The organism is Tessaracoccus sp. OS52 (assembly GCF_020687685.1).
Lineage (GTDB): Bacteria > Actinomycetota > Actinomycetes > Propionibacteriales > Propionibacteriaceae > Arachnia.
This window is the reverse complement of record NZ_JAJEWM010000001.1, coordinates 1022434-1046427: the sequence shown is the minus strand read 5'-3', so window position 1 is coordinate 1046427 and position 23994 is coordinate 1022434. Positions and strand designations below refer to the sequence as shown.

22 protein-coding genes are annotated in these 23994 nt (G+C 69.2%); 9 read left to right on the top strand and 13 right to left on the bottom strand.

Annotated features, from left to right (window positions below; translation table 11 throughout):
- Window positions 1-6 precede the first annotated feature (6 nt).
- Genes LKO27_RS04885 through LKO27_RS04865 form a run of 5 tightly spaced genes read left to right on the top strand, consistent with a single transcriptional unit; the run spans window position 7 to window position 4794 of the window.
- Window positions 7-1218 carry a CdaR family transcriptional regulator gene (locus LKO27_RS04885; RefSeq protein WP_227735743.1) on the top strand — a complete coding sequence of 404 codons (1212 nt, stop codon included), beginning with the start codon at window positions 7-9 and terminating at the stop codon, window positions 1216-1218.
- Between the two features lie 56 nt (window positions 1219-1274).
- Entirely contained in the window at window positions 1275-2216 is a 942-nt protein-coding gene (locus LKO27_RS04880; protein ID WP_227735742.1) for an ACP S-malonyltransferase, read from the top strand.
- A gap of 10 nt (window positions 2217-2226) precedes the next feature.
- Window positions 2227-3216, top strand: a complete 990-nt coding sequence (locus tag LKO27_RS04875; RefSeq protein WP_255621782.1) for a beta-ketoacyl-ACP synthase III — start codon at window positions 2227-2229, stop codon at window positions 3214-3216.
- Window positions 3217-3249: 33 nt separating this feature from the next.
- Window positions 3250-3495 (top strand): acyl carrier protein, encoded by a 246-nt coding sequence (locus LKO27_RS04870; RefSeq protein WP_227735741.1) that lies wholly within the window; start codon window positions 3250-3252, stop codon window positions 3493-3495.
- Between the two features lie 39 nt (window positions 3496-3534).
- Window positions 3535-4794, top strand: a complete 1260-nt coding sequence (locus LKO27_RS04865) for a beta-ketoacyl synthase (protein ID WP_227735740.1) — start codon at window positions 3535-3537, stop codon at window positions 4792-4794.
- Between the two features lie 94 nt (window positions 4795-4888).
- Here the strand turns inward: LKO27_RS04865 and LKO27_RS04860 are convergent, their stop codons facing one another.
- The gene (locus tag LKO27_RS04860) at window positions 4889-5083 is read right to left on the bottom strand and encodes a hypothetical protein (protein ID WP_227735739.1); all 195 of its coding nucleotides are present in this window, start codon (window positions 5081-5083) and stop codon (window positions 4889-4891) included.
- Window positions 5084-5132: 49 nt separating this feature from the next.
- Window positions 5133-5612: a DUF3145 domain-containing protein gene (locus LKO27_RS04855; protein WP_255621781.1), complete on the bottom strand. Its 480-nt coding sequence runs from the start codon at window positions 5610-5612 to the stop codon at window positions 5133-5135.
- 191 nt (window positions 5613-5803) lie between these two features.
- Between LKO27_RS04855 and LKO27_RS04850 the strand changes: the two genes are divergently transcribed.
- Window positions 5804-7651, top strand: a complete 1848-nt coding sequence (locus LKO27_RS04850) for a S9 family peptidase (protein ID WP_227735738.1) — start codon at window positions 5804-5806, stop codon at window positions 7649-7651.
- A gap of 13 nt (window positions 7652-7664) precedes the next feature.
- Here LKO27_RS04850 and LKO27_RS04845 read toward each other — a convergent pair whose 3' ends face one another.
- From LKO27_RS04845 to LKO27_RS04830, 4 genes are read right to left on the bottom strand one after another with little or no spacing between them, the layout of a single operon-like run.
- Window positions 7665-8624: a VWA domain-containing protein gene (locus tag LKO27_RS04845; RefSeq protein WP_370629942.1), complete on the bottom strand. Its 960-nt coding sequence runs from the start codon at window positions 8622-8624 to the stop codon at window positions 7665-7667.
- The gene (locus LKO27_RS04840; RefSeq protein WP_370629984.1) at window positions 8621-9589 is read right to left on the bottom strand and encodes a VWA domain-containing protein; all 969 of its coding nucleotides are present in this window, start codon (window positions 9587-9589) and stop codon (window positions 8621-8623) included. The genes LKO27_RS04845 and LKO27_RS04840 overlap by 4 nt, the downstream gene beginning before the upstream one ends.
- A gap of 8 nt (window positions 9590-9597) precedes the next feature.
- Entirely contained in the window at window positions 9598-10635 is a 1038-nt protein-coding gene (locus LKO27_RS04835; protein WP_227737213.1) for a DUF58 domain-containing protein, read from the bottom strand.
- Window positions 10636-10684: 49 nt separating this feature from the next.
- Window positions 10685-11746 (bottom strand): MoxR family ATPase, encoded by a 1062-nt coding sequence (locus tag LKO27_RS04830; protein ID WP_227735736.1) that lies wholly within the window; start codon window positions 11744-11746, stop codon window positions 10685-10687.
- A 103-nt stretch (window positions 11747-11849) separates the two neighbouring features.
- Here LKO27_RS04830 and LKO27_RS04825 point away from each other — a divergent pair, with 103 nt between their 5' ends.
- The 3 genes from LKO27_RS04825 (at window position 11850) to LKO27_RS04815 (ending at window position 14397) form a co-directional block, all read left to right on the top strand.
- On the top strand, window positions 11850-12725 hold the full coding sequence (locus LKO27_RS04825) for a hypothetical protein (RefSeq protein ID WP_227735735.1): 876 nt from the start codon (window positions 11850-11852) through the stop codon (window positions 12723-12725).
- Window positions 12726-12739: 14 nt separating this feature from the next.
- Window positions 12740-13528 (top strand): HAD-IIB family hydrolase, encoded by a 789-nt coding sequence (locus LKO27_RS04820; RefSeq protein WP_227735734.1) that lies wholly within the window; start codon window positions 12740-12742, stop codon window positions 13526-13528.
- A 146-nt stretch (window positions 13529-13674) separates the two neighbouring features.
- Window positions 13675-14397: a hemerythrin domain-containing protein gene (locus tag LKO27_RS04815; RefSeq protein WP_227735733.1), complete on the top strand. Its 723-nt coding sequence runs from the start codon at window positions 13675-13677 to the stop codon at window positions 14395-14397.
- Window positions 14398-14404: 7 nt separating this feature from the next.
- On the opposite strand, the gene LKO27_RS04810 is transcribed toward LKO27_RS04815, so the two are convergent.
- From LKO27_RS04810 to eda, 7 genes are all read right to left on the bottom strand, one after another.
- Entirely contained in the window at window positions 14405-14716 is a 312-nt protein-coding gene (locus LKO27_RS04810) for an antibiotic biosynthesis monooxygenase (protein ID WP_227735732.1), read from the bottom strand.
- A gap of 16 nt (window positions 14717-14732) precedes the next feature.
- The gene (locus LKO27_RS04805; RefSeq protein WP_227737212.1) at window positions 14733-17774 is read right to left on the bottom strand and encodes a glycine--tRNA ligase; all 3042 of its coding nucleotides are present in this window, start codon (window positions 17772-17774) and stop codon (window positions 14733-14735) included.
- Between the two features lie 39 nt (window positions 17775-17813).
- Complete coding sequence (locus tag LKO27_RS04800) at window positions 17814-19391, bottom strand: aspartate:alanine exchanger family transporter (protein ID WP_227735731.1); 1578 nt, start codon at window positions 19389-19391, stop codon at window positions 17814-17816.
- A gap of 110 nt (window positions 19392-19501) precedes the next feature.
- A complete protein-coding gene (locus tag LKO27_RS04795) occupies window positions 19502-20692 on the bottom strand; it encodes a TIGR04053 family radical SAM/SPASM domain-containing protein (protein WP_227735730.1) in 1191 nt (396 codons plus the stop codon).
- Between the two features lie 48 nt (window positions 20693-20740).
- A complete protein-coding gene (locus LKO27_RS04790; protein ID WP_227735729.1) occupies window positions 20741-22240 on the bottom strand; it encodes an altronate dehydratase family protein in 1500 nt (499 codons plus the stop codon).
- Window positions 22241-22257: 17 nt separating this feature from the next.
- Window positions 22258-23358, bottom strand: a complete 1101-nt coding sequence (locus tag LKO27_RS04785) for a sugar kinase (RefSeq protein WP_227735728.1) — start codon at window positions 23356-23358, stop codon at window positions 22258-22260.
- Entirely contained in the window at window positions 23358-23993 is a 636-nt protein-coding gene (gene eda, locus LKO27_RS04780; RefSeq protein ID WP_227735727.1) for a bifunctional 4-hydroxy-2-oxoglutarate aldolase/2-dehydro-3-deoxy-phosphogluconate aldolase, read from the bottom strand. The genes LKO27_RS04785 and eda overlap by 1 nt, the downstream gene beginning before the upstream one ends.
- Window position 23994: the final 1 nt, after the last annotated feature.

The window sequence follows — 23994 nt, the reverse complement described above, 5'->3', positions numbered from 1 at the left end:
GGGCGGATGGACTCAACTCAGCGTGTCAGGGCCGGCACCCTGCCGGCTCAGGTGGGCTCGGCGCGCACCCGCGCCGCCATCCTGAAGCGACTCCGGGCCGCCACCGCCACCATGAACACCGCCACCCTGGCGGCGATGGAGTCCCGCCACAAGTGGTTCCCGAAGCTCGACGCAGAGTCCCGCTCCTGGATCAGCGTCCTTGCCCGCAGCGGCATCGACGGCTTCGTCACGTGGCTCTCCGGTGAGGACTTCGAGCCTGAGTCGGTCTTCGCCGCAGCCCCCCGTGCCATGGCAGGACGGATCACATTGCGCCAGACCGTCGACCTGGTCCGGACGACCACCGAGGTGGTCGAGGAACAGATCCAGCACCTGCTCCCACGCGGTGACCGGCAAGCCCTCCTGCTCGGGATCGTGCACTACTCCCGGGAGATCGCCTTCGGCGCGGCGGCCATCTACGCGAAGGCCGCCGAGGCGCGCGGGGCCTGGGACTCGCGCATCGAGGCCACTGTCGTCGACGCCGTCGTGCGGGCCGAGACCGACGAATCCGTGCTCTCTCGGGCATCGACGCTGGGCTGGCCGACCAACTCGAAGGTCGCCGTCGCGATTGCGGCCACCCCCAAGGAAGCAGGCATCGACGAGCTCCGCCGCGCAGCCCGGCACCTCGGGTTGGAGATGCTGGCCGCACCCCAGGGCGACCGGCTGGTGTGCATCTTCGGCGGCGACGGTGTCACCGACCCCGTCGCAACCTGCGACCTGATCTCTCAACTCGAGGTCCACTTCGCCGACGGTCCAGTCGTGGTCGGCCCCATCGCGGACAGCCTCTCCGGGGCTCCCGCCTCTGCACGGGCAGCCGCCTCCGGGTACCGCGCCGCCAAGGCTTGGCCCGAAGGACCACGCACGATGCTTTCGGTCGACCTGCTGCCGGAGCGGGCCCTCTCCGGCGACGGGCACGCGCGCCGCACGCTTGCGCACGACATCTACGGATCCCTGCGGGGGTCCAAGGAATTGTTGGAAACCTGCGTGGGCTTCCTGGACTCCGGATCCTCCACCGAGGCCACTGCCCGGGCCCTGTTCATCCACCCCAACACCGTGCGCTACCGCGTGAAACGCATCCAGGACGTCACCGGCTACAACCCCTCCGACGCCCGCGAGGCCTACATCCTGCGGATGGCGATCACCCTTGGCCGGCTTGTGGAGACCCCACAAACCGCCCCCTGAGAAATTCGTCGCATCCGGTCCGGCACTCCTGGCACCTCAGGGGGCAGAGTAGGAACGTGCTTGCAATCGTCGCCCCGGGACAGGGTGCCCAGACCCCCGGCTTCCTCTCCGCCTGGCTCGCTGAACCCCAGTTCGCGGAGAAACTCACCGAGTTGGGCGAGGCAGCCGAACTGGACCTTGCGCGCTACGGCACCGAGGCCGATGCCGAGACCATCCGGGACACCGCCGTCGCGCAACCGCTCCTGGTGGCCGCCGGCATCATCACCGCACTGCCGCTGACCGACGCTGGCGCCTTCCGCCCTGAGACCGTACTGGCGGGCCACTCCGTCGGAGAACTGACCGTGGCCGCGTTGAGCGGAGTGGTTTCCGAGTCCCAGGCGATGGTGCTGGTGCGCGAACGCGGCAGGGCGATGGCAGAGGCCTCAGCCCTGCGCCCGACCTCCATGACCGCCGTCGTCGGCGGCGAGGTCGAGGATGTGCTGGCCGCGTTGGAGCGAGCCGGCCTGACACCTGCCAACAACAACGGGCGCGGCCAGATCGTCGCGGCCGGCACCGTCGAGCAGCTCGAGGCGCTGGCCGCCGATGCCCCCCGCCGTGCCCGGCTGGTCCCGCTCAGCGTCGCGGGCGCCTTCCACACGGTTCACATGGAGCCGGCCGTCGCACGTCTGCGAGCCCTGGTTTCGGGCACCACTCCCGGGGAACCGAGGACCAGACTGCTCAGCAACGCCGACGGCGCCGTCGTGACCAGCGGGCGGGAGGTCCTGGACCGGATCGTCGCCCAGGTGGCCAACCCCGTCCGCTGGGACCTGTGCATGGCGACGATGGCCGACCTCGGCGTGACCGGTCTGCTGGAGCTCACGCCGTCGGGTACGCTCACGGGGATCGCCAAGCGCAACCTGCAGGGCGTGGAGTTGTTCTCCCTGAACACACCGGACCAGATCGACGACGCTCGGACCTTCGTGGACAACCACGCCGGCTCGTCCGCAGCGAACGCCTGAGGAGGCTGACTTGACCATCACACCGTCGCAGGGTGCCCAGTACGCACGCATCATGTCGGTTGGGGGCGCCCGCGGGAGCCGCGTCGTCGACAACGAGGAGATGTGCACCATGATCGACTCGACCGACGAGTGGATCACGCAGCGCACCGGCATCAAGGAACGCCGCTGGGCCACCGAGGACGAGACGGCCACCTCCCTGTCAGTGGCGGCCGCGCGCAAGGCCATCGAGCGCGCCGGGCTGGAACTCGCCGACATCGACGCCGTCGTGGTCAGCACCGTGTCGCACTTCCAGCAGACCCCCTCGCTCGCCGCGATCGTCGCATCCGAGCTCGGCCTTCCCAGCAACCCGGCCGCCTACGACATTTCCGCCGCCTGCGCAGGCTTCAGCTACGGCGTCGCCTCCGGGGAGGCGATGGTGCGCACCGGACAGGCCAAGCACGTCCTGGTGATCGGGGTCGAGCTGCTCTCGCGGTTCATCGACATCAAGGACCGCTCCACCGCCTTCCTGTTCTCCGACGGCGCGGGCGCGGCCATCATCGGCCCCAGCGACACCCCGGCGATCGGACCCGTGGTGTGGGGCTCCAATCCTGACCAGCACGAGATCATCACCATCGATGACTGGCGCGAGGACCGGGGCGGCGAGCCGCCCTACATCCACATGGAGGGCCGCACGGTCTTCAAGTGGGCAACCACCTACATCGCCACCAAGGCGCTGGAAGCGCTCGAGGTCGCCGGACTCGAACCCGAGGACCTCGACGTCTTCATCCCCCACCAGGCCAACAACCGGATCACCGATTCGATGTTGCGCCACCTCAAGCTGCCCGAGGGCGTTGTCGTCGCGCGCGACATCGTGAACATGGGCAATTCGTCTGCGGCCTCCGTTCCGCTGGCGATGGAGGCACTGCTCGAAACGGGCGAGGCCACCAGCGGTCAGACCGCACTGATCATAGGGTTCGGCGCTGGACTGGTCTTCGCGGGCCAGACCGTCATCCTGCCCTGATCACAACCACCACCACCTGAAAAGGAGCCACCAATGGCAAGCACCGAGGAAATCCGCACCGACCTGGCCGAGATCGTCAACGACGTTGCCGGCGTCGCACCCGAGGACGTCCAGCTGGACAAGTCCTTCGTCGACGATCTGGGCGTCGACTCGCTGTCGATGGTCGAGATCATCTACGCCTGCGAGGACAAGTTCGGCGTCTCCATCCCCGACGAGGACTCCAAGAACCTCAAGACGGTCGGCGACGCCGTCGCCTACATCGAGCGCGCAGCCAACTGAGCCCTTGAGCCCCCAGCCGTTCAAGACCAGGAGCACAACATGCCAGCGACCACCGTTGTAATCACGGGTTTCGGTGCTACCACCCCTTTGGGTGGGACCGCCCCTGACACCTGGGAGGGCCTGCTCGCAGGCCGCTCCGGCGTGAAGGCCCTCACCCAGGACTGGGTTTCGGACCTGCCGGTGAGCATCGCGGCGAGCGCGGCGGTGGAGCCCACCGAGGTGATCGACCGCGTCGAGGCCCGCCGCCTCGACCGTGCCTCGCAGCTCGCGCTCGTGGCCGGGCTCGAGGCCTGGCGCGACGCCGGTTTCGGTCTCGGCGAGGAGAACCCGGTCGAACGCGACCGGCTGGGGGTGGCCTGCGCCACCGGAATCGGCGGCCTGCAGTCGCTGCTCGGACAGTGGGACGTCCAGAAGGAGAAGGGCTCCCGGCGGGTCTCACCCTTCACCATCCCGATGCTGATGGCCAACGCCCCGGCCGCCAACATCGGCCTCAAGCTCGGCGCCCGCGCCGGGATCCACACCCCCGTCTCAGCTTGTGCGTCCTCCAACGAGGCGATCTCGCTGGGACTCGACATGTTGCGCCTGGGGCGTGCGGACGTCGCAGTCGTGGGTGGCACCGAAGCGGTCATCCACCCGCTGCCCATCGCATCGTTCGCCAACATGCAGGCGCTTTCACGCCGCAACGACGACCCCGAGCGCGCGTCGCGTCCCTGGGACGTCAACCGGGACGGGTTCGTCCTTGGTGAGGGTGCCGTCCTGATGGTGATCGAGACCCTCGAGCACGCACAGGCTCGCGGCGCACGCATCTACGGCACGCTGGCCGGCGCCGGGATCTCCGCGGACTCCCACGACATGGTCCAGCCCGACCCGATCGGCTACGGACAGTCCCTGGCCATGAAGCGCGCTCTCACCGAGGCCGGATTGGACGCCACCGACATCGTCCACATCAACGCGCACGCGACCTCCACGCCGCAGGGCGACGTGACGGAGGCCGGCTCCATCCGCAAGGCCCTCGGGGACCATGCGGCGAAGGTCATCGTCAACGGCACCAAGTCCATGACCGGACACCTGCTGGGTGGCGCCGGCGCACTGGAGACGTTCGCAACCGTCATGGCGCTGCACGAGCGGGTAGTGCCCGGCACCATCAACGTGGACGAACTCGAACCGGACCTGGGCATCGACGTCGCCACCGAGAACCGCCAGTTGCCCGACGGCGACCTCGCGGCGATCAACAACTCGTTCGGCTTCGGCGGTCACAACGTCGCCATCGCGGTCACCAACGAGAACATCACAGCCTGAACAACCGACGGCCGTCCAGCTGCGCCTCCCACGACATGATGTCGTGGGAGGCGCTTCGTCATGGAGGAACACTCTGGGGTGAACTGGCCGACGCTCAGCCTCTCTGATTGATGCGGAAGAGCCGCTGCGCCACCACCCACCATCCGATGGCGGCCACCATGAGGGTGACGACCATGCCCAGTCGCCCGATGTAGTCGCCCAGCAGCAGGCCCACGACGATGAACGTCACGACCACCAGCACCGTGGTGAACAGCGTCGCCATCAGGATGCGCACGATCGGTGAGTCCATCGAGCCAGCCTAGTGGGCGGCCCGTCCCCTGTCGTCCGGGGACAACCGCTCACACCACTTGGTGCAGCCAGCGCACCGGCACGTCGTCGCTTGCATAGCGGAACACGTCGAGTTCGTCGTCCCATGGAATCCCAAGCAGCTTCTCAAGCGCCTGATGGATGCTCTCTCCTCCGAGCGCATCGTTCGCCACGGCCCGCTTGATGCGGTCCTCGCCGACGAGGATGTCGCCGTGAACCCCGACGGTCGCGCTGAACGCACCGAGGGAGGGGGTGTAGCTGAACCTCTGGCCGTCGGCACCCGGAGACGGGTCCTCGGTCACCTCGAAGCGGAGGCGCTGGAAACCGGCCAACTTGCTGGCCAGCTCCGCGCCGGCGCCGGCGCGCCCCACCCACGAGACCTCGGCGCGACGGGAGCCGCGCTCGGCCGGCTGTTCGGACCAGTCGAAATTGATCTGGCAATCCAGAATGGCGCCAACTGCCCATTCAACATGAGGGCACAGCGCAGCCGGCGTCGAGTGGATGAACAGCATCCCTCGCGCCTTTGGCTGACTCACAGCAGTCATGCGTGCGGCCATGTTCAGTTTCCTCCTGGTGTCGGCGGGATTGCCTTCCCCTGCGATCCATCCGTACCAGTTATTGCCCATCTTGCCCCACCGCCGCCGCGCTTACAACCGTGGGGTTTCCTGCTGTCCCGTGACCTCCTGATGGTCTTGGGGTATACATGAGGACCGTGACCCCACACATCTCGCTCGACGACGCCCTCACCGGGACGGACCAGATCCGCCAGGTCCGCGCCACCGGTTCCGGCATCCACTGGCTCGCCAGCATCGCTGCCGAGGACAAGCGCACCACCATCAGGCGGCTGCGGGACGGTGAGGTCGTGGATCTCACTCCAGGGGCCAGCGTAAGGTCTCGGGTGATGGAGTACGGCGGCGGCGCCTACGACGCGGCCGACGACCTGGTCGCCTACGTCGACGACCTCTCCAGGCAGCTGTGGCTGATCGACGGCGAGGACCACCGCCCGATCACGCCACCACAGGAGCGCTATCGGTACGGGGGGCTGCACCTGGCCCCGCACCGCCGAATCCTGGTCGCCGTCCGGGAGGATCACGCCGTCTCACCGGAACCCCGCACGGAGATCGTCTCGCTGGACCTGGACGGCGACAACGGCGACGGCGGCACCGTGCTGGTGACGGGCGCGGACTTCTACGCGGGTCCCCAGGTGAGGGGCGACGAGCTTGCCTGGTTCCAGTGGATGCACCCGGACATGAGCTGGGACTCCTCGGAGGTCATGCTCGGTTCCCTCGACGACACCCAGGACCTCCGCGTCGTCGCCGGGGGTCACGGCGTGAGTGCGCAGCACCCGCTCTGGCTTGGCAACGCGCTGGCCTGGTGTTCCGACGAGTCGGGGTACTGGAACTGGTACCACGGGGACGGCGAGCAGCGGACACAACTTGCGCTGGAGCGTGACTGTGACATCCCGACGTGGGTGCTGGACTCCCCGCCGGCGTGCGTGGTCAACGACGACCTGATCGCCACCGTCGAGATCGGCGACGGCGCGGGCGCACTCACCCTCTGGCAGCCGAGCACCGGCGGTATCACCCGTCTCTTGCCCGGCACCTCGTTCGTGGAATCCATCTCCGCTCTCGGTGAGGACATCTACGTCATCGCGGCCTGGCCGGACCGCCCCGAGACCCTCGTCCACATCTCCCCAGGCGGGACCGTCGCTGAGGTCGTCGGCGGTGCCGCGCTGCCCGATCCGGTCGCACCCGAGGCCCGCTGGGCCGACGGCGACGCCGGGGCCGTCCAGTCCTGGTTCTATGCTCCTCCCGCAGTGGAGAACCCACCCCTGCTCGTCCGGACCCACGGTGGACCGACCAGCGCCAGCCTGTCGGCCTACGACCGCGAGTTCCAGTTCTGGGTCTCCCGCGGCTTCGCGGTCCTGGACGTCAACTACTCGGGCTCGACCGGGTTCGGACGCGCGTACCGGGACCGCCTCAAGGGTCGGTGGGGCCTGTTGGACGTGTCCGACGTCGTCGCGGCGGTCGGGGAGGTCACGGGCTCCGGGTTGGCCGATCCTGCTCGCGTAGCCATCATGGGAGGCAGCGCCGGTGGCTACACGACGCTGCAGGCCCTGGTGACCACCGACGTCTTCGCCGCCGGGATCAGCTCCTACGGGATCGCCGACCTGCGAACGCTCGCAACCGACACCCACAAGGCCGAATCCCACTACACCGACTCGCTCGTCGGACCGTGGCCGGAGGCCGAGCAGACCTACTTGGAGCGCTCCCCCATCACGCAACTGGAGCACCTGGCCACGCCGATGCTGATCCTGCAGGGGCTGGACGACAAGGTGGTCCCGCCCAACCAGGCCTTCGACATGGCCGAGGCGGTCCGCGCCAAAGGCCAGCCGCTGGCCCTCATCACGTTCGACGGCGAGGGCCACGGCTTCCGCTCGATGGCCGCCCGGCGGCAGGCGCTGGAAGCCAAGGTCTCGTTCCTGCAGCAGGTCTTCGGGATGGAGCACAGCTCCGACGTGCCGGTGCTCCCGATCGAGAACCTGGCCTGACCGCAGACCCGGATCAGGGCCAGCGGGCCCCGAGCGAGATCACGCCCAGCGCGGCGGCGATCGCGAAGATGATGGCCAGGCCGGCGTAGCGGTCGGTCACCTCCATCGGGACCTTCTCGTACCCGATGTCGGAGCGGATGGCCTCGTAGATCTCCCGCAGCTGACTCGCGGTCTCCGCCGAGAACTTCTTGCCGCCCGAGCGCTTGGCGATCTCGGAGAGTTCGTAATGGTCCACCGCGACTCGCTGCCGCTGGCCGTTGGACTCCACCCACCCGTCCTGTGTGCCATAGGCGATGGTGTAGATGGGGACGCCTTGCTGTTTGGCCTGCTCGGCCGCACCCGCGGACGCGCGGCCCATGTTCGTCGCGCCGTCGGCGAGCAGGACGATCGCAGCCGGCGGCACCGAGTCCGGGTCGTCGGGGTTGGGCGGCACCATCTTGAGTGCTTCGAGACTCGCGTAGATGCCCTCCCCTGTCGCGGTCGACGGGGCCATCTGCAGCGCCTCGATGGCTCTGGTGACGGCACCACGGTCGGTGGTCGGCGGCACCGCCACGTTCGCCGTCCCCGCGAACGAGACCAGTGCCACGTTGAAGCGCTCCGGCAGGTTCATCACGAACTGCTTGGCCGAGTCCTTGGCCGCCAGCAGCCGGTTTGGTTCGACGTCGGTGGCCTCCATGGACCAGGAGACGTCGATGACGACCACCACCGAGGCCCGGTCCCGGGGGACGTTGGCGTAGTCCTTGGGCATGGCCCAGGCGAGGATCAAGGACGCCAGGCTCAGCAGCGCCAGCAGGACGGCGCCGTGGCGCTTCCAGGCGGCGTCCTTGGGGATCACGAGCTTGAGGCGGTTGGAGACGTTGGCCTTGGTCCGCCTGCCGGACAGGAAGACGTAGAGCACGGCGATGGCGGGGATCACCAGCAGTGCCCACAACCTCCCGGGTGCCAGGAACTCCAGGGCGAGCGGCAGCATCATCGCGGCCACCTCGCAGCCATCATCACTGCGCCCAGCGCAGCCACGATCGCGAACCCCAGCGCCCCGAACGCGTACTGGGCCGTGATCGGCTTGGACACCTCTTCGTAACCGACGGAGGAGCCGATCTCCTTGTAGGCGTCGGCGAGCGAGTCCGCACTGTCAGCCGTCACCGCCTCACCCCCCGTCTCCTCGGCGATCGCCTTGAGCGTCGCGACGTCGGGGGCCACGTTCTCACGCTGGCCGTCGACGTCGACGTAACCATTCTGCGTCCCGTAGGCAATTGTGAAGATGGGGATCTCGGCCTCGGCGGCCTGGTTGGCGGGTGCCTGCGGTCCGCCACCGACGGTGTTGGTCCCGTCTGAGAGCATGACGATCATCGCCGGCGGCGCCTCCTCGCCCTCGCCCACGGGGGCCTGGTCGATGGCGTCCAGGGACACCTTGATGGCTTCACCCAGCGCCGTGCCCTCCTCCAGCTTCAATGCCATGAGGGCGCGTTCGAAGGCACCTCGGTCTATGGAGGGCGGCATCTTGATCGACGGGGTCCCGCTGAGCGAGACGAGCGCGACGTTGTAGCCGTCCGGCAGGCCGTTGACGAACGCCATGGCGCTCTCCTTGGCCGCGGTCAACCGGTCAGGAGGCACGTCCTCGGCCTGCATGGACAGCGAGGTGTCAACCACCATCACGACCGTGGCCCGCTCCCGCGGCACGCGTTCGGTGCCCAGTGGTTGGGCCCAGGCCAGCCCGAGTGCCACCAGCGAGCACAACGACATCGCGACGGCGAGGTGGCGCGTCCACCGTCGCTGCGAACCCACCACGGACCCGAGCACGCCCGTGTTGGTGAAGCGGAGCGAGACCCTGCCCTTGAGCCGCATCAGCAGGAGGTAGAGCAGCACCAGAACGGGCAGCGCCAACAGCACCCAGAGCCGCTCGGGCGACTTGAACTCCGGCAGGAGCAGCGGAACCAGCAGGCCGGTCACTTGCTCACTCCCTGCGGGGGCTGGTGCAGCATGCTGGCCACGCGGCGGTAGTTCAGCACGAACCGCGCGATGTCGGCCACCCAGTCGCGGTCGGTGCGCAGCTGGATGTGACCGGCACCCGCACGGCGGATGGCGACCTTCACCCGCTCGCGCTGGGCCCTGGTGGCCGCGTCCATGCGGGCGCGCGCCTCGGCGTCGGAGGTGTTGATGTAGCGGCGAAACGAGGTCTCCGGGTCCCGGATGAGCATCTCGCCCACATCAGGGAACTCCATCTCGTGGCGGTCGATGACCTCGACGCACAGCACCTGGTTGCGCACCGCGAGGCGCCGGATGGCGCGCTCCCAGGAGGGCTCGACGTCGGGGTTGAGCTCGTGGTCGCCCGCGGTCAGGAAGTCCGAGACCACCACCCGCATGCCGCGGCGCCGCTGGGAGCGGGCCAGTTGCTCGATCCCGTCGGCGAGTTCCAGCTGGCCGGGAGCGTTGTCCGGGACGATCGGCTCGGTCAGGAGCTTGCGCAGCAGCCCGTAGAGCGCGTTGCGGCCGGACCTCGCGGGGAGGCGCTTCACCTTGTCGGGCAGCATCATCATGCCGCCGAAGCGGTCCCCCATCCGCTGGCTGAGGAAGCCGACGGTGGCGATGGCCGCGATCCCCAGGTCCCGCTTGGTGATGCCCTCGGTTCCCCAGTTCATCGACGGCGTGACGTCCAGGAGCGCCCAGATCTCCAGCTCCCGGTCCGCCATCGTGTCGCGCACATGGGGCACGGTGGTGCGGGCAGTCACAGCCCAGTCGATCTTGCGGACGTCGTCCTGGCCGGGCTGGTAGACGCGGGCGTCGTTGGTGTCCGACCCTGGCCCGGGCAGCAGGCCGAGGTGGTCACCGTGCAGGAAACCCTCGAGCCGGCGCACGACGGTCAGCTCCAGGCGGCGCAGCGCGGCCTCGGGCGCCAGTCGGTTCAGGGGGATGGTGGGCCCCACCGGGACCTTGAGGACCGACGTCGCGGCGCCCGGATCCGTCCGGGAGGGAACCGCCAGCATCGGTGCACCCGTGGGGGGTGTGAAGGAGACCTGCGCCAAGACAGACCCCTTACCTGCGGACAGGCTGGTGGGCGTGTTGCTGGTGGCTGGCCTGGCGCTGCTCGGAGTTCCACACCGGAGTCGGGGCGGGCACCATCGCGAGGATTCTCTCGACGACGTCGGCGGTGCTGATGTTGTCGGCCACCGCGTCGAAGCCCAGGGTGATGCGGTGGGCCATGACGTCGCGGGCGACAGCCTGGACGTCGGTTGGCAGGACGTAGTCCCGGCCATTGATGAGGGCAAGCGCCCTGGAGGCGGCCACCAGCCCCAGCGTCGCGCGCGGTGAGCAGCCGATCTGGATGACGGACTCAAGGTCCGGCATGCCGAACTCCGTCGGCGTGCGCGAGGCCAGCACAAGGCGCACGATGTACTCGGCCACCAGGTTGTGCACGAAGACGTTTGAGGCCATGTCCTGCAGGTGGCGCACCAGGTCAGGGTTCAGGACCGGCTCGGCCACCGGGGGCTTGACGCTCATGCGCCGCAGGATCTCGAACTCCTCGTTCCCGCGCGGGTAGGGCACGTCCACCTTCAGCAGGAACCGGTCACGCTGCGCCTCGGGCAGCGGGTAGACGCCCTCCGACTCGACTGGGTTCTGGGTGGCGATCACGATGAAGGGGTCCGGCGCGGGGTAGGTCTTGCCGCCGATCGACACCTGCTTCTCGGCCATGATCTCCAGCATCGCGGACTGCACCTTGGCGGGTGCGCGGTTGATCTCGTCGGCCAGGACGAAGTTCACGAACACCGGTCCCAGTTCGATCTCGAACGTCTCGCCCTTGGCGGAGTAGATCCGGGTACCGACGATGTCGGAGGGCACCAGGTCCGGGGTGAACTGCACGCGTGCGAAGTCCCCACCGACCACCGTTGCGAAGGACCGCACGGCCAACGTCTTGGCGACGCCGGGGACACCCTCGAGCAGGCAGTGGCCCTTCGCGAGCAGGGACACCATCAGTTGCTGCACCATGTGCTCCTGGCCGACGATGACGCGCTGGACCATGCTGATGGAAGTTCCCAGCAGCTTGGCTGCATCGGCGACGTTGGCCGGAAGTGCCGGACTGACGGCTGGTGTGCTCACTACTTGACTCCTGTGGTGCCTCGCGGACGGGATCCCTGTTCCCGCAGCCACCTTACAGCCCGCGCAATCCACGTGGCTGCGCAATGTGGTGTCATAGGGGGTGATGAGCCAGCCATCCGAACCCCAACCGCCCGCCGACCCCCTGTCGGGGCTCGCGGACCATTACCCCTTGTCGCCGGAGGACCCCGTCAGGATCGGGGACTACTGGCTGGACTCCCGCTTAACGGCGACGCGCGCCGGTATGGCGTTCTCCGCCCATGAGAACGACGGCGACTCCGTCATGGTCGTCCTGCTGGCCGAAGGCGCTGCCGGGGACCCGGCGGCGCGGGCCCGGTTCTCGGGCGAGATCAATGCCATGCACATCGACACCGTCGTGGCCCGGGGCGGTGAGGGCCAGGACGACGGCCGCACGGCCGTGCGCTTCCGCGACGAGTCCGACGACCCGCTCGTCGCCGAGCACGAGCCGCTGGCGCCCTGGGTGGCGCTGGCCTTCGACGGCACCGTCCGCGCGGTGCGGGAAGCCGAGCGCGTGCTGCACGCCGTCGACCTAGAACGCACGGCGCCGCTTGGCCGGCCCGCGGGGCCCGACTACAAGCTCCACTGGGCGGAGAACACCGCGCACGGCACCACCCGGGTGTGGCCGCTTCCGTGGCCGGGCCGCGCGGACCGTGCCGGCTGGATCAGCGTGCTGGTCTCATGGCTGCTGATGATGCTGATCGCCGCCGTCGCGGTGCTCCTGGCAATCCTGGTGTTCCAGAACCAGCCGCCCGTCAGCCCACCGCCGCCGATCCCCAGCGAGGGCTCCGGTTCGCCGCAATCAGCAGAACCCACCAGCGGTCAGCCCACCGACAGCCAGTCCCCCAGCGGGTCGCCGACGCAATCAGGCAACCAACCGCCGCCGTCGGACAACCCGTCGATGCAGCAGCCCTCGGGCGACGAGTCCGGCCCGGGTGACCCGTCGCCGAACAAGAAGCTGTAGGTAGGCTTCAGGGCATGAGACCCCTGCTTGTGGCCACCGATCTCGACGGCACCTTCCTCGGCGCCGAGGGGATGGTCCATCCCGGGAACCTGGAGGCGGCACGCGAGGTGCACGCCGCCGGAATCGAGCTGGTGATCGCCACCGGACGTCCCCGTCGCAACCTTGCGGCGCTCTCTCCCCTGCTGGACATTGACCCCATCCTGATCGCCAGCAACGGCGCCTCCATCGGGCGGTTGGGGGCACAGGAGCCCGACATCATCCACCCGATGGACGCCGACACCGTCCTGGAGTTCGCACGCGGCCTGCCAGCGGACCTGGAGGCCGTTTTCGGGGTGGAGTACGTCCACGACTGGGGCGTGGAGGAACATTTCCCCCACATCCCGGACCGGCAGCCCATCGTCGCGACCTTGGAGGAGTTGGTGGCACGGGAGCCGATCATCAAGTTTCTGGTCCACACCAGGCGCGCCAACACCGAGGAACTGGCCGAGGTGGTGTTCGAGGCCGCCGGCGAGGGCCTCACCCCGACGTTCTCCTGGGCAGCCGACCACGGCACCGTCGAGATCAGCGCTCCCGGAGTCACCAAGGGCGCGGCGCTGGCCGAGGTGATCGCCGAACTGGGCATCGATCCCGCAGATTGTGCGGCTTTCGGCGACATGCCGAACGACCTCGAGATGTTGCGCCTTGTGGGCGGCCCGTTCGTGATGGCCAACGCCCACCCCAGCATGTTCGAGCACGGTTTCACCGTCATCGGCCCCCACCACGAGGGCGCCGTCGGTCAGCAGTGGCGCAGCTACCTCGTCTGACGCCGAACCCGTTCGGCCGGTAGCCGACGGCGCGCGGCGGCGCGCGGGCCAACTATTGCGCGTCGCGTCGTCGAGACGCAGAATTTTCCCACAGGTGCGACGTCAATCGGGGGATTGCTCCGCTCGCGCGAAGGGGGCTGGATCAGATGGTCGACTTCTACAGTGCCGCGCCGGGCGAGACCGCGCCGCCCGTCCCACCGGGACCAGCGCTGTGCGATTCGGGTGAGATGCGGATAGTGCACAACATGTTCCTGTTCGTGTTCTCGGAGGCACCCGGCCTGATCCGCCAGACGGCCGACTGGGACCGGGAGCGGGCGGACTTCGTCGGTGCCTGGCTGGCCGACTGGCACGCCTCGCTCCACACCCACCACGAGCACGAGGACGCGAGTCTGTGGTCACGGCTGGAGGAGCGGGCGCCGGGTTGCGCGCTCCACGTCGGCCAGATGCGCGCCCACCACGCCAAGGTTGTCGAACTGCTGGACATGATCGATCCCGAGCTGGATTCCTGGCGCATGGACGGCAATCCCGAGGTCAGGGACCGCCTCGCTGTCGCATACGACGAACTGTTGGACGTTCTCAAGCTGCACCTGCGGCGCGAGGTGGTCGAGGTCATGCCGGTGGCGGAGAAGGTGATCACCGCCGAGGAGTGGAATGCGATGGCCGCTGCCAGCCAGGGCGCCATCCCGATGAAGCGGATGCTCCCGCTGATGGGGTACTTCATCTCAAGTTCGCCCCGCGAACTCGTGGCTCCGATCATGAGGGAGCTTCCAGCGCCGCTGAAGCTGCTCTACCGGTTCGTGGGCAAACGGCAGTTCGAACGCCAGTTCCGCGAACTGTTCCCGGGCAGGCCGGTACCGACGACCCTCTGACGGAGTGTCACCACTCGGTGGCTGCCACAGGTGCCAGAGGGGTGTACCCGACGCCGACGCGCGGCTCGGCCATCATCGGCGCGACGGTCTCCCGCCAGCGCAGGTAGTGCGCGGTGTGCTTGTGCGCGTCGGCGGCGGCCTGCGACGCGTAGACCTCATACAGCATGAACTCGGCCTCGTCCTGCGTCGACGACAGGACGTCGAAGCGGAGGTTGCCGGGCTCCTGGACGGAGTTGCGGTGGTTCTCGAGCGTCGCCTCGACGAACTCGTCCACCGAATCGGGATTGACCTTCACGTGAACAGCGGTGACCACGACCATGCGGCCAGCCTAGGCCTCAGTTGGTCGCCGCGTCGACGGCTGCCCAGTCGAGTCCCTGCGGGGCCTTGGCGAGGATCGTCGCGAGCAGACCCAGCCGGGCCGCGCGGACGTCCGGGTCCTCCGCCATGACCAGGGTCTCGTCGAAGAACTTCGCGATGGGAGCGACCAGTGACTGCCCGCCGCCGGCGAAGGCCCGCAGGTCGGTGCTGGCCCCAAGGCCTGCGACGGCGTCGTGCAGCTCACGCTCGGCGGGCTCCGTGAGGCGCGTCTCGTCGTAGCCCGGGGCAGTCCCCTTCGGGACGATCCGAGAGATCCGTACCACGCCCTCCACCAGGGCACGGAAGCCCTCCTCGCGGGCAAGTTCCACCAGGGCCTTTGCCTGGGCGTCGGCCACGCCGGGCCTGCCGGCGCATGGCGCGACGGCGTTGACGACGTCGGCAGAGAGGCCCTCGTCGCGCTGGAACTGGGCGAAACGACCGATGGTGAACTCCTCGGCGGCGTCGAGCGACTCCTCACCGACCTCGATCCCCTGCTGCCGGAGCCGTTCGGCAGCCGCCTCCAGCCCGGAGCGGATGGTGACTTCCGACAGTTCGGGAAGCTCACGCAGGATACGGACCACGCCCAGGGCGGCGCGGCGCAGGCCGTACGGATCGGAGGACCCGCTCGGCTTGGCGCCAAGGCCGAACATGGCCGCGAGCAGATCGAACCGGTCGGCCAGCGCGAGCAGCGCCCCCGGCGGCGAGGACGGGACGGCACCGGCCGTGGTGTGGGGCTGTTCCATCTCGTAGAGAGCCTCGGCCACCGCTTTCGGCTCGCCCTTGCGGACGGCGTACTCGCGTGCGACGAACCCGGCCAGGCTGGTCATCTCCGTCACCAGTGCGGTGGCGAGGTCGAATTTCGCCAGCTTCCCGGCACGGGTCAGGGTGGCGCGGTCGTCGTCGGAGATCCCGACGGCGTCGGCGAGGCTGGCCGCGACGTCGGCGATTCGTCGCGCGCGCTCCCCCACGGAACCGAGGCGGTTCTCGAAGGTGAGCTGCTCGAGCCCGGGCACGAAGCTCTCGACGGATTCGGCCTGGAGGTCCTGGTTCCAGAAGAACAGCGCGTCCTCGTAGCGTGCGCGCAGCACGGACTCGTTGCCCGCGCGCACCACGTCGTCGACGCAGTGGCCGTTGGCCATGGTCACGAAGTACGGCATCAACGTGCCGTCGGCCGAGCGGACGGGCAGGTAGCGCTGGTGCTTTGCCATCACCGAGGTCAGGATCCGGTCGGGCAGGTCAAGGTAGCGCTGGTCGAAGCCGCCGAGGACACCGTGCGGCTCCTCCACGAGGTTGGTGATCTCGTCGACGAGTCCCGAGTTGGATTCGACGTCGATGCTGCCGCCAACTCCCTCAGCCAGCCTCGTGGCCTGCTCGACGACGCTGGCGCGGCGACGCTCGGTGAAGGCGTGGATGCGCCCGGACTGGAGCACGTCGAGGTACTCGGAGGCGGAGGCTACCTCGCGGAATCCCACGAGCGTGCCGTCGGGGCGTGCCTCCGGGGAGGCCCCGGTACCGCGCTGCAGGTAGGTCCGGCGGCCGGTCCGGAGGCTGGAGACTTTGGCCGGCACCACGCTGCTCCCCCACAGGGCGAGCACCCAGCGGATGGCGCGGCTGAAGGACAGGCTGGCGTCCGACCAGCGCATGTTCTTCTCGGCGCGCAGGCCGGTGATGGTGGCCTCGACGATGCCGGCGAGTACCTCGTGGACCCCGCGGCCGGGCGCGGGTACCCGCACGCAGGCGTGTTCGTTGCCGCCGACCTCTGCCTTGACGACGGCGTCGAGCGCCACCCCCTGGCCCCGCATGAAGCCCAGGAGGGGCTTGGTGGGGTTGCCGTCGGCGTCGAAGGCGGCAGACCACTTTGGTCCCTTGCGCAGGGACTCGGCGTCGGGCTCGCGGGCGGCCACGCCTTCGACCACGACGAAGACGCGGCGCGGGGTGCCGTCGACGGTGATGGCGCCGTGCTCGAGGCGGGAGGCCGCTAGTCCTGACGTCACGGCCTCGCGGACCGCGTCGACGGTCTGGGGCAGCACGTGGGGCGGCAGTTCCTCGACGCCGATCTCGAAGGCGAACGTCTCGCTCCCCTGGTGCCCTGCGTCCGTCGAAGGGGCGGGGGTGGTCTGCGGCTCGGGCTCGGCGACGTCGTCGTCCTTGAGCAGCGGGAAGCCGAGCTCCTCACGGCGTTCGATCCACAGAGCCGCGGTCTCGCGCATCAGGCGCCGCATGGTGCCGAAGGCCTTTGCGCGTTCGGTGGTGGAGATGGCGCCGCGGGCGTCCAGGACGTTGAAGGCGTGGGAAGACTTGAGGATGTACTGGTGTGCGGGGACGGGCAGCCGCGCCTCCACCATTCGCGTGGCCTCGGAGACGTAGGCGTCGTAGAGCTTCTGGTTGACCTCGACGTCGGCGTCGTCGAGGTAGTAGCGGCTCATCTCGTACTCCTGCTGGCCGAAGGCCTCGCCGTAGGAGATGACGGTGCCGTCAGGCTTGCGCGAGTAGGCGATGTCTCGGAAGTGGGTTACGCCCTGCAGTGCCATCAGGATGCGCTCGACGCCGTAGGTGAGTTCCACCGGAATCGGGTCCAGGTCCTGGCCACCCACCTGCTGGAAGTAGGTGAACTGGGTGATCTCCATGCCGTCGAGCCAGACCTCCCAGCCAAGACCCCAGGCACCGATGGCCGGCTGTGCCCAGTTGTCCTCGACGAAGCGCACGTCGTGGGCGTCGAGATCGATCCCGAGCGCCTCCAGTGAGCCGAGGTAGAGCTCCTGCGGATTGCCGGGCTCGGGCTTGAGGATCACCTGGAACTGCGTGTGCATCTGCAGCCGGTTGGGGTTCTCGCCGTAGCGCGAGTCATCCGGGCGGACCGACGGCTCCACGTAGGCGACGTCCCACGGTTCCGGACCCAACACCCGCAGCACGGTGGCAGGGTTCATCGTTCCGGCGCCGACCTCGGTGTTGAAGGGCTGCCAGGTGAGGCACCCGCGGGAGGTCCAGTAGTCGGAGAGAGTACGGAGGGCATCTTGCATCGTCAGCACGGGCGTGAGTCTAGCCCTCCAGCGGCGGGCTTAGCCCGTCAGGACGGCCGCGATCACCTGCACCGCCAGGATCTTCACGATGATGCCCAGCGCGAACAGGGCCGCGTAGCCGGCCTCGACCCGCTCGTCGTCCACCCGGGAGGTGGCGAAGGTCAGGATGGCCGGCTGGCCGATGAAGCCGGCGAACCCGCCGGCGGCCCGCGGTGCGCTCAGGCCGAGCAGCCGGGCGCCCGTGAGGAAGGCCACCGCAGCGGAGGCGAGAACGACGACGGCCAGGGCCCCCACCTTCAGGCCGGTGAGGCTGAAGGCCTGCGATGCGAACATGGGGCCGGAGGCGAGCCCGACGGTGGCCAGGAACAGCAGGAGGCCCAGTTGGCGGATGGTGAGGTTGGCCGAATGCGGGATGTCCCAGTTGAGCGGGCCCGTGCGGTGCACTGCCCCGAGCACCATGCCGACGACGAGTGGCCCGGCCGCGGCGCCCAGCGAGAACTCGATGCCCCCGGGGAGCTGGATGGTGACGGTGCCCAGCAATAGGCCCAGGGTGACACCCAGGCCCATGGCAAGGGCGTCGACCTCTGAGACCTTGCGTTCGGAGTCGCCGAAGAACTTGCTGACGTTCGGCAGTTCGCGCTGCGGCACGACGGCGAGCACCCGGTCGCCCAGCTGGAGGACCAGTTCGTCGCGGGCCAGCAGGTCGACGTCGCCGCGGCGCACGCGGGTGAGGACGCCACCGAACCGGCTGGGGAGGTTCAGCTGGGACACCGTGCGGCCCGCCACCGACGGGTCCGACAGCACGAAGCGCTTGAAGTCGACGTTGGCGCGGTCGTCGGTGAGCTCCTTGTCCAGCTGCGTGCCCAGGTAGGCGATGGCCTCCTCGACGGCGGCCTTGGAGCCGACCACGAGGACCTTGTCCCCCGGCTCGAGATCCTCCCCTGGAGCGACGACGCGGGTGCGGTCGTCGCGGATCAGGTAGCTGAACTTGATGGTCTGCTCCGGCCAACCGGGGACTGCCCGCAGCGACGTCGGGCGGTCCACCTGGACGGACTCGGCCACGATCCCCTCGCTGGCCGGCGAGGCTGGGTCCTTGGGGGCAGGCCACTTGCGCTGTGCCACGACGGCCACTGCCAGGATGGCGAGCACCACGCCCACGGGGTAACCCATGGAGTAGCCGACGGCGGCCTCGGGGCTGCCGGTGGCCGACGTCGCGGCGGCCAGTGCGGGTGTGGAGGTGAGCGCCCCGGCGAGGGTGCCGGCGATCAGTCCCTCGCCCAGCCCGAGCGCCAGGCCCACGACGACCGCCAGCACGGCCACCGTCGTGATCACCGCGATCCCGAGGCCCATGAGGGGAAGCTGCCGGCGCAGGTCGGAGAAGAAGGTCTCCCCCGCCGCCACCCCGACGGTGTAGACGAACAATGCCAAGCCCAACGACTGCACCAGTCCCAGGCCCTCGCCGAGCGCAGGGTCGAGGGCGCCGACGGCGAGGCCGACGAAGAGCGCACCCGCGGCTCCGAAGCGCAGCGGCCCGAACGGGATGACGCCCACTGCGGCACCCAGCGCAACGACGAGCATGATCGTCAGGAGCGGGGAGGCCGCGAGCAGTTCGAGCATGACCCAACGGTAGTGGCGCCCTGTGACAAGCTCAGGGAAACGGCCACCCCCCGCCGTGCTGAACCTGCTCTTGCGTCGCGCAGACCTTGCCCCAGCACGCGCCCCCGGGCTCAGGGCGACGGGACGGCGAGCGCCTCCGGTTGCCAGCTGCACGTCGGGTCGCTGGCCAGGGGGTCGCCCAGCATGGCGTGGGCACGGGCGCGGGATCCGCCGCAGACCCAGTTGAACTCGCAGACGCCGCACTTCCCGGAGTAGCCCGACGGGTCCCGCAACGCCTTCATCATGGGGGCCTGCGCGTAGATGGTGCTGAACGGCTCGTCCTTCACCGAACCACAGCGGTGCGGCAGGAAACCGGAGGGGTAGACGTCGCCGACGTGGTCGACGAAGGCAAAGCCGCGCCCGGAGTTGACCCCGATCGGCGGACGCGCCGGCCGCCGCTCGAGCACCGGCCCGAGGAGATGCTCGGTCTCGGCCGTCAGCCGGGCATGGAGTTCACCGGTGGGCGGCATGGGGAGCCCTGCCGTGCGGGCGTCGTCGCGCTGGATGGCTACGCGGCGGTAGTTGGGGGCCTCCGTGACCTTGATGGCGATCCGGTCGGAGACGTCGTGGAGCCAGTGCAGCACGTCCTCCATCTCGTCGGCGTCGAGGCTCTCCAGGTTGGAGCCCCGGCCCATTGGCACGAGGAACAGCAGGTACCACATGTTCGCGCCCATCCGCATGACGGTCTGCAGGATGCGGGGCAGCTCATGGAGGTTGTTGCGGCAGATCGTCGTGTTCACCTGGAACCGGAAACCGTGCTTGACCACCAACTCCGCGGCTTTGAGCGAATCCTCGAACGTGCCGTCGATGCCCCGGAAGGAGTCGTGGGTGGCGGCGGTGGCGCCATCGAGCGAGATGGAGAACGCCTTGACGCCGGCCTCACGGACCGAGGCCAGCCGCTGGTCGGTCAGCAGCGGCGTGACCGACGGCGACAGCGCGATGGGCAGCCCGAGCGAGGTGCCGTAGGCGATGAGCTCCTCGAGGTCGGGCCTTTCGAAGGCGTCCCCGCCGGAGAGGATCACGATGGGGCGCGGGGTGCCGTAGGAGGCGAAGTCATCGAGCAGGGCCTTGCCCTCGGCCGTGGTGAGCTGGCGCGGGTCGGGCTTGGTGAAGGCGTCGGCGCGGCAGTGCAGACATGCGAGCTGGCAGGCGCGCGTGACCTCCCACACGACGACGTGGGGGCGCTCGCCCGGGTCGTGGTGGAGGGTCCGGACCACGCCCTTTCGTGCGGTGTGCGGGTGGGCGGCGGGGTGGGAATCCATGGCCCGCACACTACAAACGGCCGTTGTGGACGATTCGCCCGGGGTCGGTCAGAGCACGGGGCCCTGCAGCCAGGGCACGAACTCCTGGCTGCCGTAGCCGAGGTCCTCGCTCGCGGTGCGCTGGCCGGAGGCGACGTCGAGGATCCGCTCGTAGATCTCTTCACCCTTGGACTCGACGCTGACGCCGTCGGTGATCATGTCTCCCGCGTTGAGGTCCATGTCGTCGCGCATCCGCTCGTAGAGCGGTGTGTTGGTGGAGACCTTGATCACTGGCGCGAGCGCGTAGCCCAGCGCCGAGCCTCTTCCAGTGGTGAACACGACGACGTTCGCGCCCCCCGCTATCAGTCCTGTGACCGAGACGGGGTCGTAGCCGGGGGTGTCCATGAAGCCCAAACCGGGGACATCGATGGCTTGGGCGTACTCGTAGACGGCCGCCAGCGGCGCATGCCCGGACTTCGAGGCGGCACCGAGGGACTTCTCGAGGATGGTGGTGATGCCACCGGCCTTGTTGCCCGGCGACGGATTGTTGTCCAGGCTGTCCCCTGAGGCTGCGACGTCGCGCTCCCAGCGCGTGATGAGGGACTGGAATTTCTCGGCCACCTGAGGGTTCACGGCGCGCTCCAGCAGCAGGTCCTCGGCTCCGTAGATCTCGGGCGTCTCCGCCAGCACGGATCGGCCACCGGCCGCCACCAGCAGGTCCGAGGCGTGCCCCAGCGCAGGGTTGGCCGTGATGCCGGACCAGCCGTCGGAGCCGCCGCAGTTGAGCCCGAGTACGAGTTCGCTGACGTCGATCGGCTCGCGGGCCACGTCGCGCAGCTGCTCGGCCACCTCCCGCACGGCAGCGACGCCGGCCGCGACCGTGCTGCGGGTGCCACCCTGGTCCTGGATGGCCAGCTGGACGATGGGCAGGTCGTCGCGGCGCGGGACCTGCGCCATGAAGTCGACCATCTGGTTCACCTCGCAGCCCAGCGCGACGACCACGAGTCCCCCGACGTTGGCGTGGCCTGCATAGCCTGCCAGGGTGCGGCGGAGGCGATCCAGGTTGCCGCCGTCGGAGGAGAGCCCGCAGCCGCTGGTGTGGGTGACCGGCACGACGGCGTCGACGGTCGGGAACTCATCGAGCAGCCCCTCGCGCTCGACGGCGGAGCTGATCTGCTGGCAGACCGTGGCCGAGCAGTTCACCGTCGAGACCACTGCGATCACGTTCCGCGTGGCCGCGCGGCCGTCGCTGCGCCGGATGCCCATGAACGTGCGGCGCCCGGGCATAGGAAGTTCGGCGGGAGCGGTCCGCTGGTCCGCCGGCTCGCCACCGTCGGGATCTGCGTGCTCGCCGAAGACCAGGTTGTGGGAGTGGACGTGGTCCCCCGGGGCGATGTCCTGGGTTGCCCAGCCGATGACGTGCCCGTACTTGCGCACCGGCTGGCCCTTGGCAACGGCCCGGACCGCCACCTTGTGGCCGATCGGGACCGCGCCGCCGTCCGCGACGACCACCCCGACGTCGTCGCCGGGGCCCAGGACGTGCAGGCCTTCCATGGCTGTGCTCGACACTTGGTTCCTCCTGTGGCTCAGCGGTCCACCCGGGCGCTGCCGCCGGCGGCGAGCTGGACCACGTCGGAGGCGGTCACCATCGACGTGTCGCCGGGCGTGGTCATCGCCAGGGCACCGTGTGCCGCACCGTACTCCACTGCCGTCTGGAGGGACTCGCCGGTGATCAGTCCGTAGATGAGGCCGGAGGCGAAGGAGTCGCCGCCGCCGACGCGGTCCAGGATCTCGACGTCCTTGCGGTCAGCAGCCTGCACGACCCCTTCCTCCGCGGACCAGGCGATGGCGCTCCAGTCGTTGACGGAGGCGCTGGTGACGGCCCGCAGCGTGGTGCCGATCACCTGGAAGTTGTCGAACTCCGCCGATACGTCCTGAATCATGCGCTTGAAGCCCTCGATCGGGAGTTCGGTGAGGTGCTCGTCGACCCCCTCGATCTCGAAGCCGAGCGCGGCGGTGAAGTCCTCCTCGTTGCCAAGCATCACGTCGACGTGGCGCGCCAGCTCCCGGTTCACCTCCCGTGCCCGTTCCTGGCCGCCGATGGAGTTCCACAGGCTTGGGCGGTAGTTGAGGTCGTAGGAAACGACGGTGCCGTGGCGCTTGGCGGCCTTCACTGCGGCCAGCGCGGTCTCGGCGGCCTGCTCGGACAGCGCGGCGTAGATGCCGCCGGTGTGGAGCCAGCGGACACCGAGTTCGCCGAAGATGTGGTCGAAGTCGACGTCGTCGGGGCGCAACTGGGAGATGGCGGTGTGGCCGCGGTCAGAGACACCCTTGGCCTTGCGCAGGCCGTAGCCACGTTCGGTGAAGTTGAGTCCGTTGCGGACGGTGCGGCCGATGCCGTCGCTCTTGACCCACTTGAGGTGCGACGTGTCGACGCCGCCGGCGAGCATCATGCCCTCGACGAGGTGTCCCACCTCGTCGTCGACGAACGCCGAGATGGCCGCAGCCCGAAGCCCGAACACGCGCGACAGGCCGCGCACGACGTTGTACTCGCCGCCGCCCTCCCACGCCTCGAAGCGTCGGGCCGTGCGGATGCGGAAGTCTCCCGGGTCCAGCCGAAGCATGATCTCGCCCAGGGAGACGGCGTCGTAGCGGCACTCGGAGGCCGGCCTCAGGTCGAGGGTCATCACTTCTCCTTCACGGACTTCGCGGCCGCGACGGCCGCCCGGGACAGTTCGGTGACGGCCGAGAAGTCGCCGTCGGCGAACAGCGACGGCTTCACCATCCAGGAGCCGCCCGCCGCCACGACGTTGGACAGCGACAGGTAGTCCGCGAGATTCTCCGCGGAGACGCCGCCCGTGGGGATGAAGCTGACCTGGCGGAACGGGGCGCCGAGGGCCTTGATGGCGGCAGCACCCCCGAAGACGTCGGCAGGGAAGAACTTCAGGGTGTCCAGTCCGAGGCTGAGTGCGGTCATGATCTCCGACGGCGTCACCGCCCCGGGGACGATGACCACTCCGCGCTCCTTGGCCCGCTTCACAACCTCCGGCAGCAGGCCCGGGCTCACGATGAACCTGGCACCCGCGTCGACGGCGCGGTCCACCTGTTCGGAGCTGATGACCGTGCCGGCGCCCACCAGCAGGTCCGACCTGCCCGCCAGCGCCCGGATCGCGTCGGGTGCTGCGGCTGTCCGGAAGGTCACTTCCGCGACCGGAATCCCACCGGCCACCAGTGCGTCGCCGAGCGGCGAGGCGTCGTCACTCCGCTCCAGGACCACCACGGGTACCAGCCGCGCGGTCACCATCTCCTCGAGAACGCCCATC

Bases quoted from the DNA above. Each gene is read 5' to 3' on its own strand.
- LKO27_RS04885 (WP_227735743.1), top strand. From the start codon at position 7: ATGGACTCAACTCAGCGTGTCAGGGCCGGCACCCTGCCGGCTCAGGTG.
- LKO27_RS04870 (WP_227735741.1), top strand. From the start codon at position 3,250: ATGGCAAGCACCGAGGAAATCCGCACCGACCTGGCCGAGATCGTCAAC.
- LKO27_RS04865 (WP_227735740.1), top strand. From the start codon at position 3,535: ATGCCAGCGACCACCGTTGTAATCACGGGTTTCGGTGCTACCACCCCT.
- LKO27_RS04860 (WP_227735739.1), bottom strand. From the start codon at position 5,083: ATGGACTCACCGATCGTGCGCATCCTGATGGCGACGCTGTTCACCACG.
- LKO27_RS04855 (WP_255621781.1), bottom strand. From the start codon at position 5,612: ATGCTGTTCATCCACTCGACGCCGGCTGCGCTGTGCCCTCATGTTGAA.
- LKO27_RS04850 (WP_227735738.1), top strand. From the start codon at position 5,804: ATGAGGACCGTGACCCCACACATCTCGCTCGACGACGCCCTCACCGGG.
- LKO27_RS04845 (WP_370629942.1), bottom strand. From the start codon at position 8,624: ATGATGCTGCCGCTCGCCCTGGAGTTCCTGGCACCCGGGAGGTTGTGG.
- LKO27_RS04835 (WP_227737213.1), bottom strand. From the start codon at position 10,635: ATGCTGGCGGTTCCCTCCCGGACGGATCCGGGCGCCGCGACGTCGGTC.
- LKO27_RS04825 (WP_227735735.1), top strand. From the start codon at position 11,850: ATGAGCCAGCCATCCGAACCCCAACCGCCCGCCGACCCCCTGTCGGGG.
- LKO27_RS04820 (WP_227735734.1), top strand. From the start codon at position 12,740: ATGAGACCCCTGCTTGTGGCCACCGATCTCGACGGCACCTTCCTCGGC.
- LKO27_RS04815 (WP_227735733.1), top strand. From the start codon at position 13,675: ATGGTCGACTTCTACAGTGCCGCGCCGGGCGAGACCGCGCCGCCCGTC.
- LKO27_RS04810 (WP_227735732.1), bottom strand. From the start codon at position 14,716: ATGGTCGTGGTCACCGCTGTTCACGTGAAGGTCAATCCCGATTCGGTG.
- LKO27_RS04805 (WP_227737212.1), bottom strand. From the start codon at position 17,774: ATGCAAGATGCCCTCCGTACTCTCTCCGACTACTGGACCTCCCGCGGG.
- LKO27_RS04800 (WP_227735731.1), bottom strand. From the start codon at position 19,391: ATGCTCGAACTGCTCGCGGCCTCCCCGCTCCTGACGATCATGCTCGTC.
- LKO27_RS04795 (WP_227735730.1), bottom strand. From the start codon at position 20,692: ATGGATTCCCACCCCGCCGCCCACCCGCACACCGCACGAAAGGGCGTG.
- LKO27_RS04785 (WP_227735728.1), bottom strand. From the start codon at position 23,358: ATGACCCTCGACCTGAGGCCGGCCTCCGAGTGCCGCTACGACGCCGTC.
- eda (WP_227735727.1), bottom strand. From the start codon at position 23,993: ATGGGCGTTCTCGAGGAGATGGTGACCGCGCGGCTGGTACCCGTGGTG.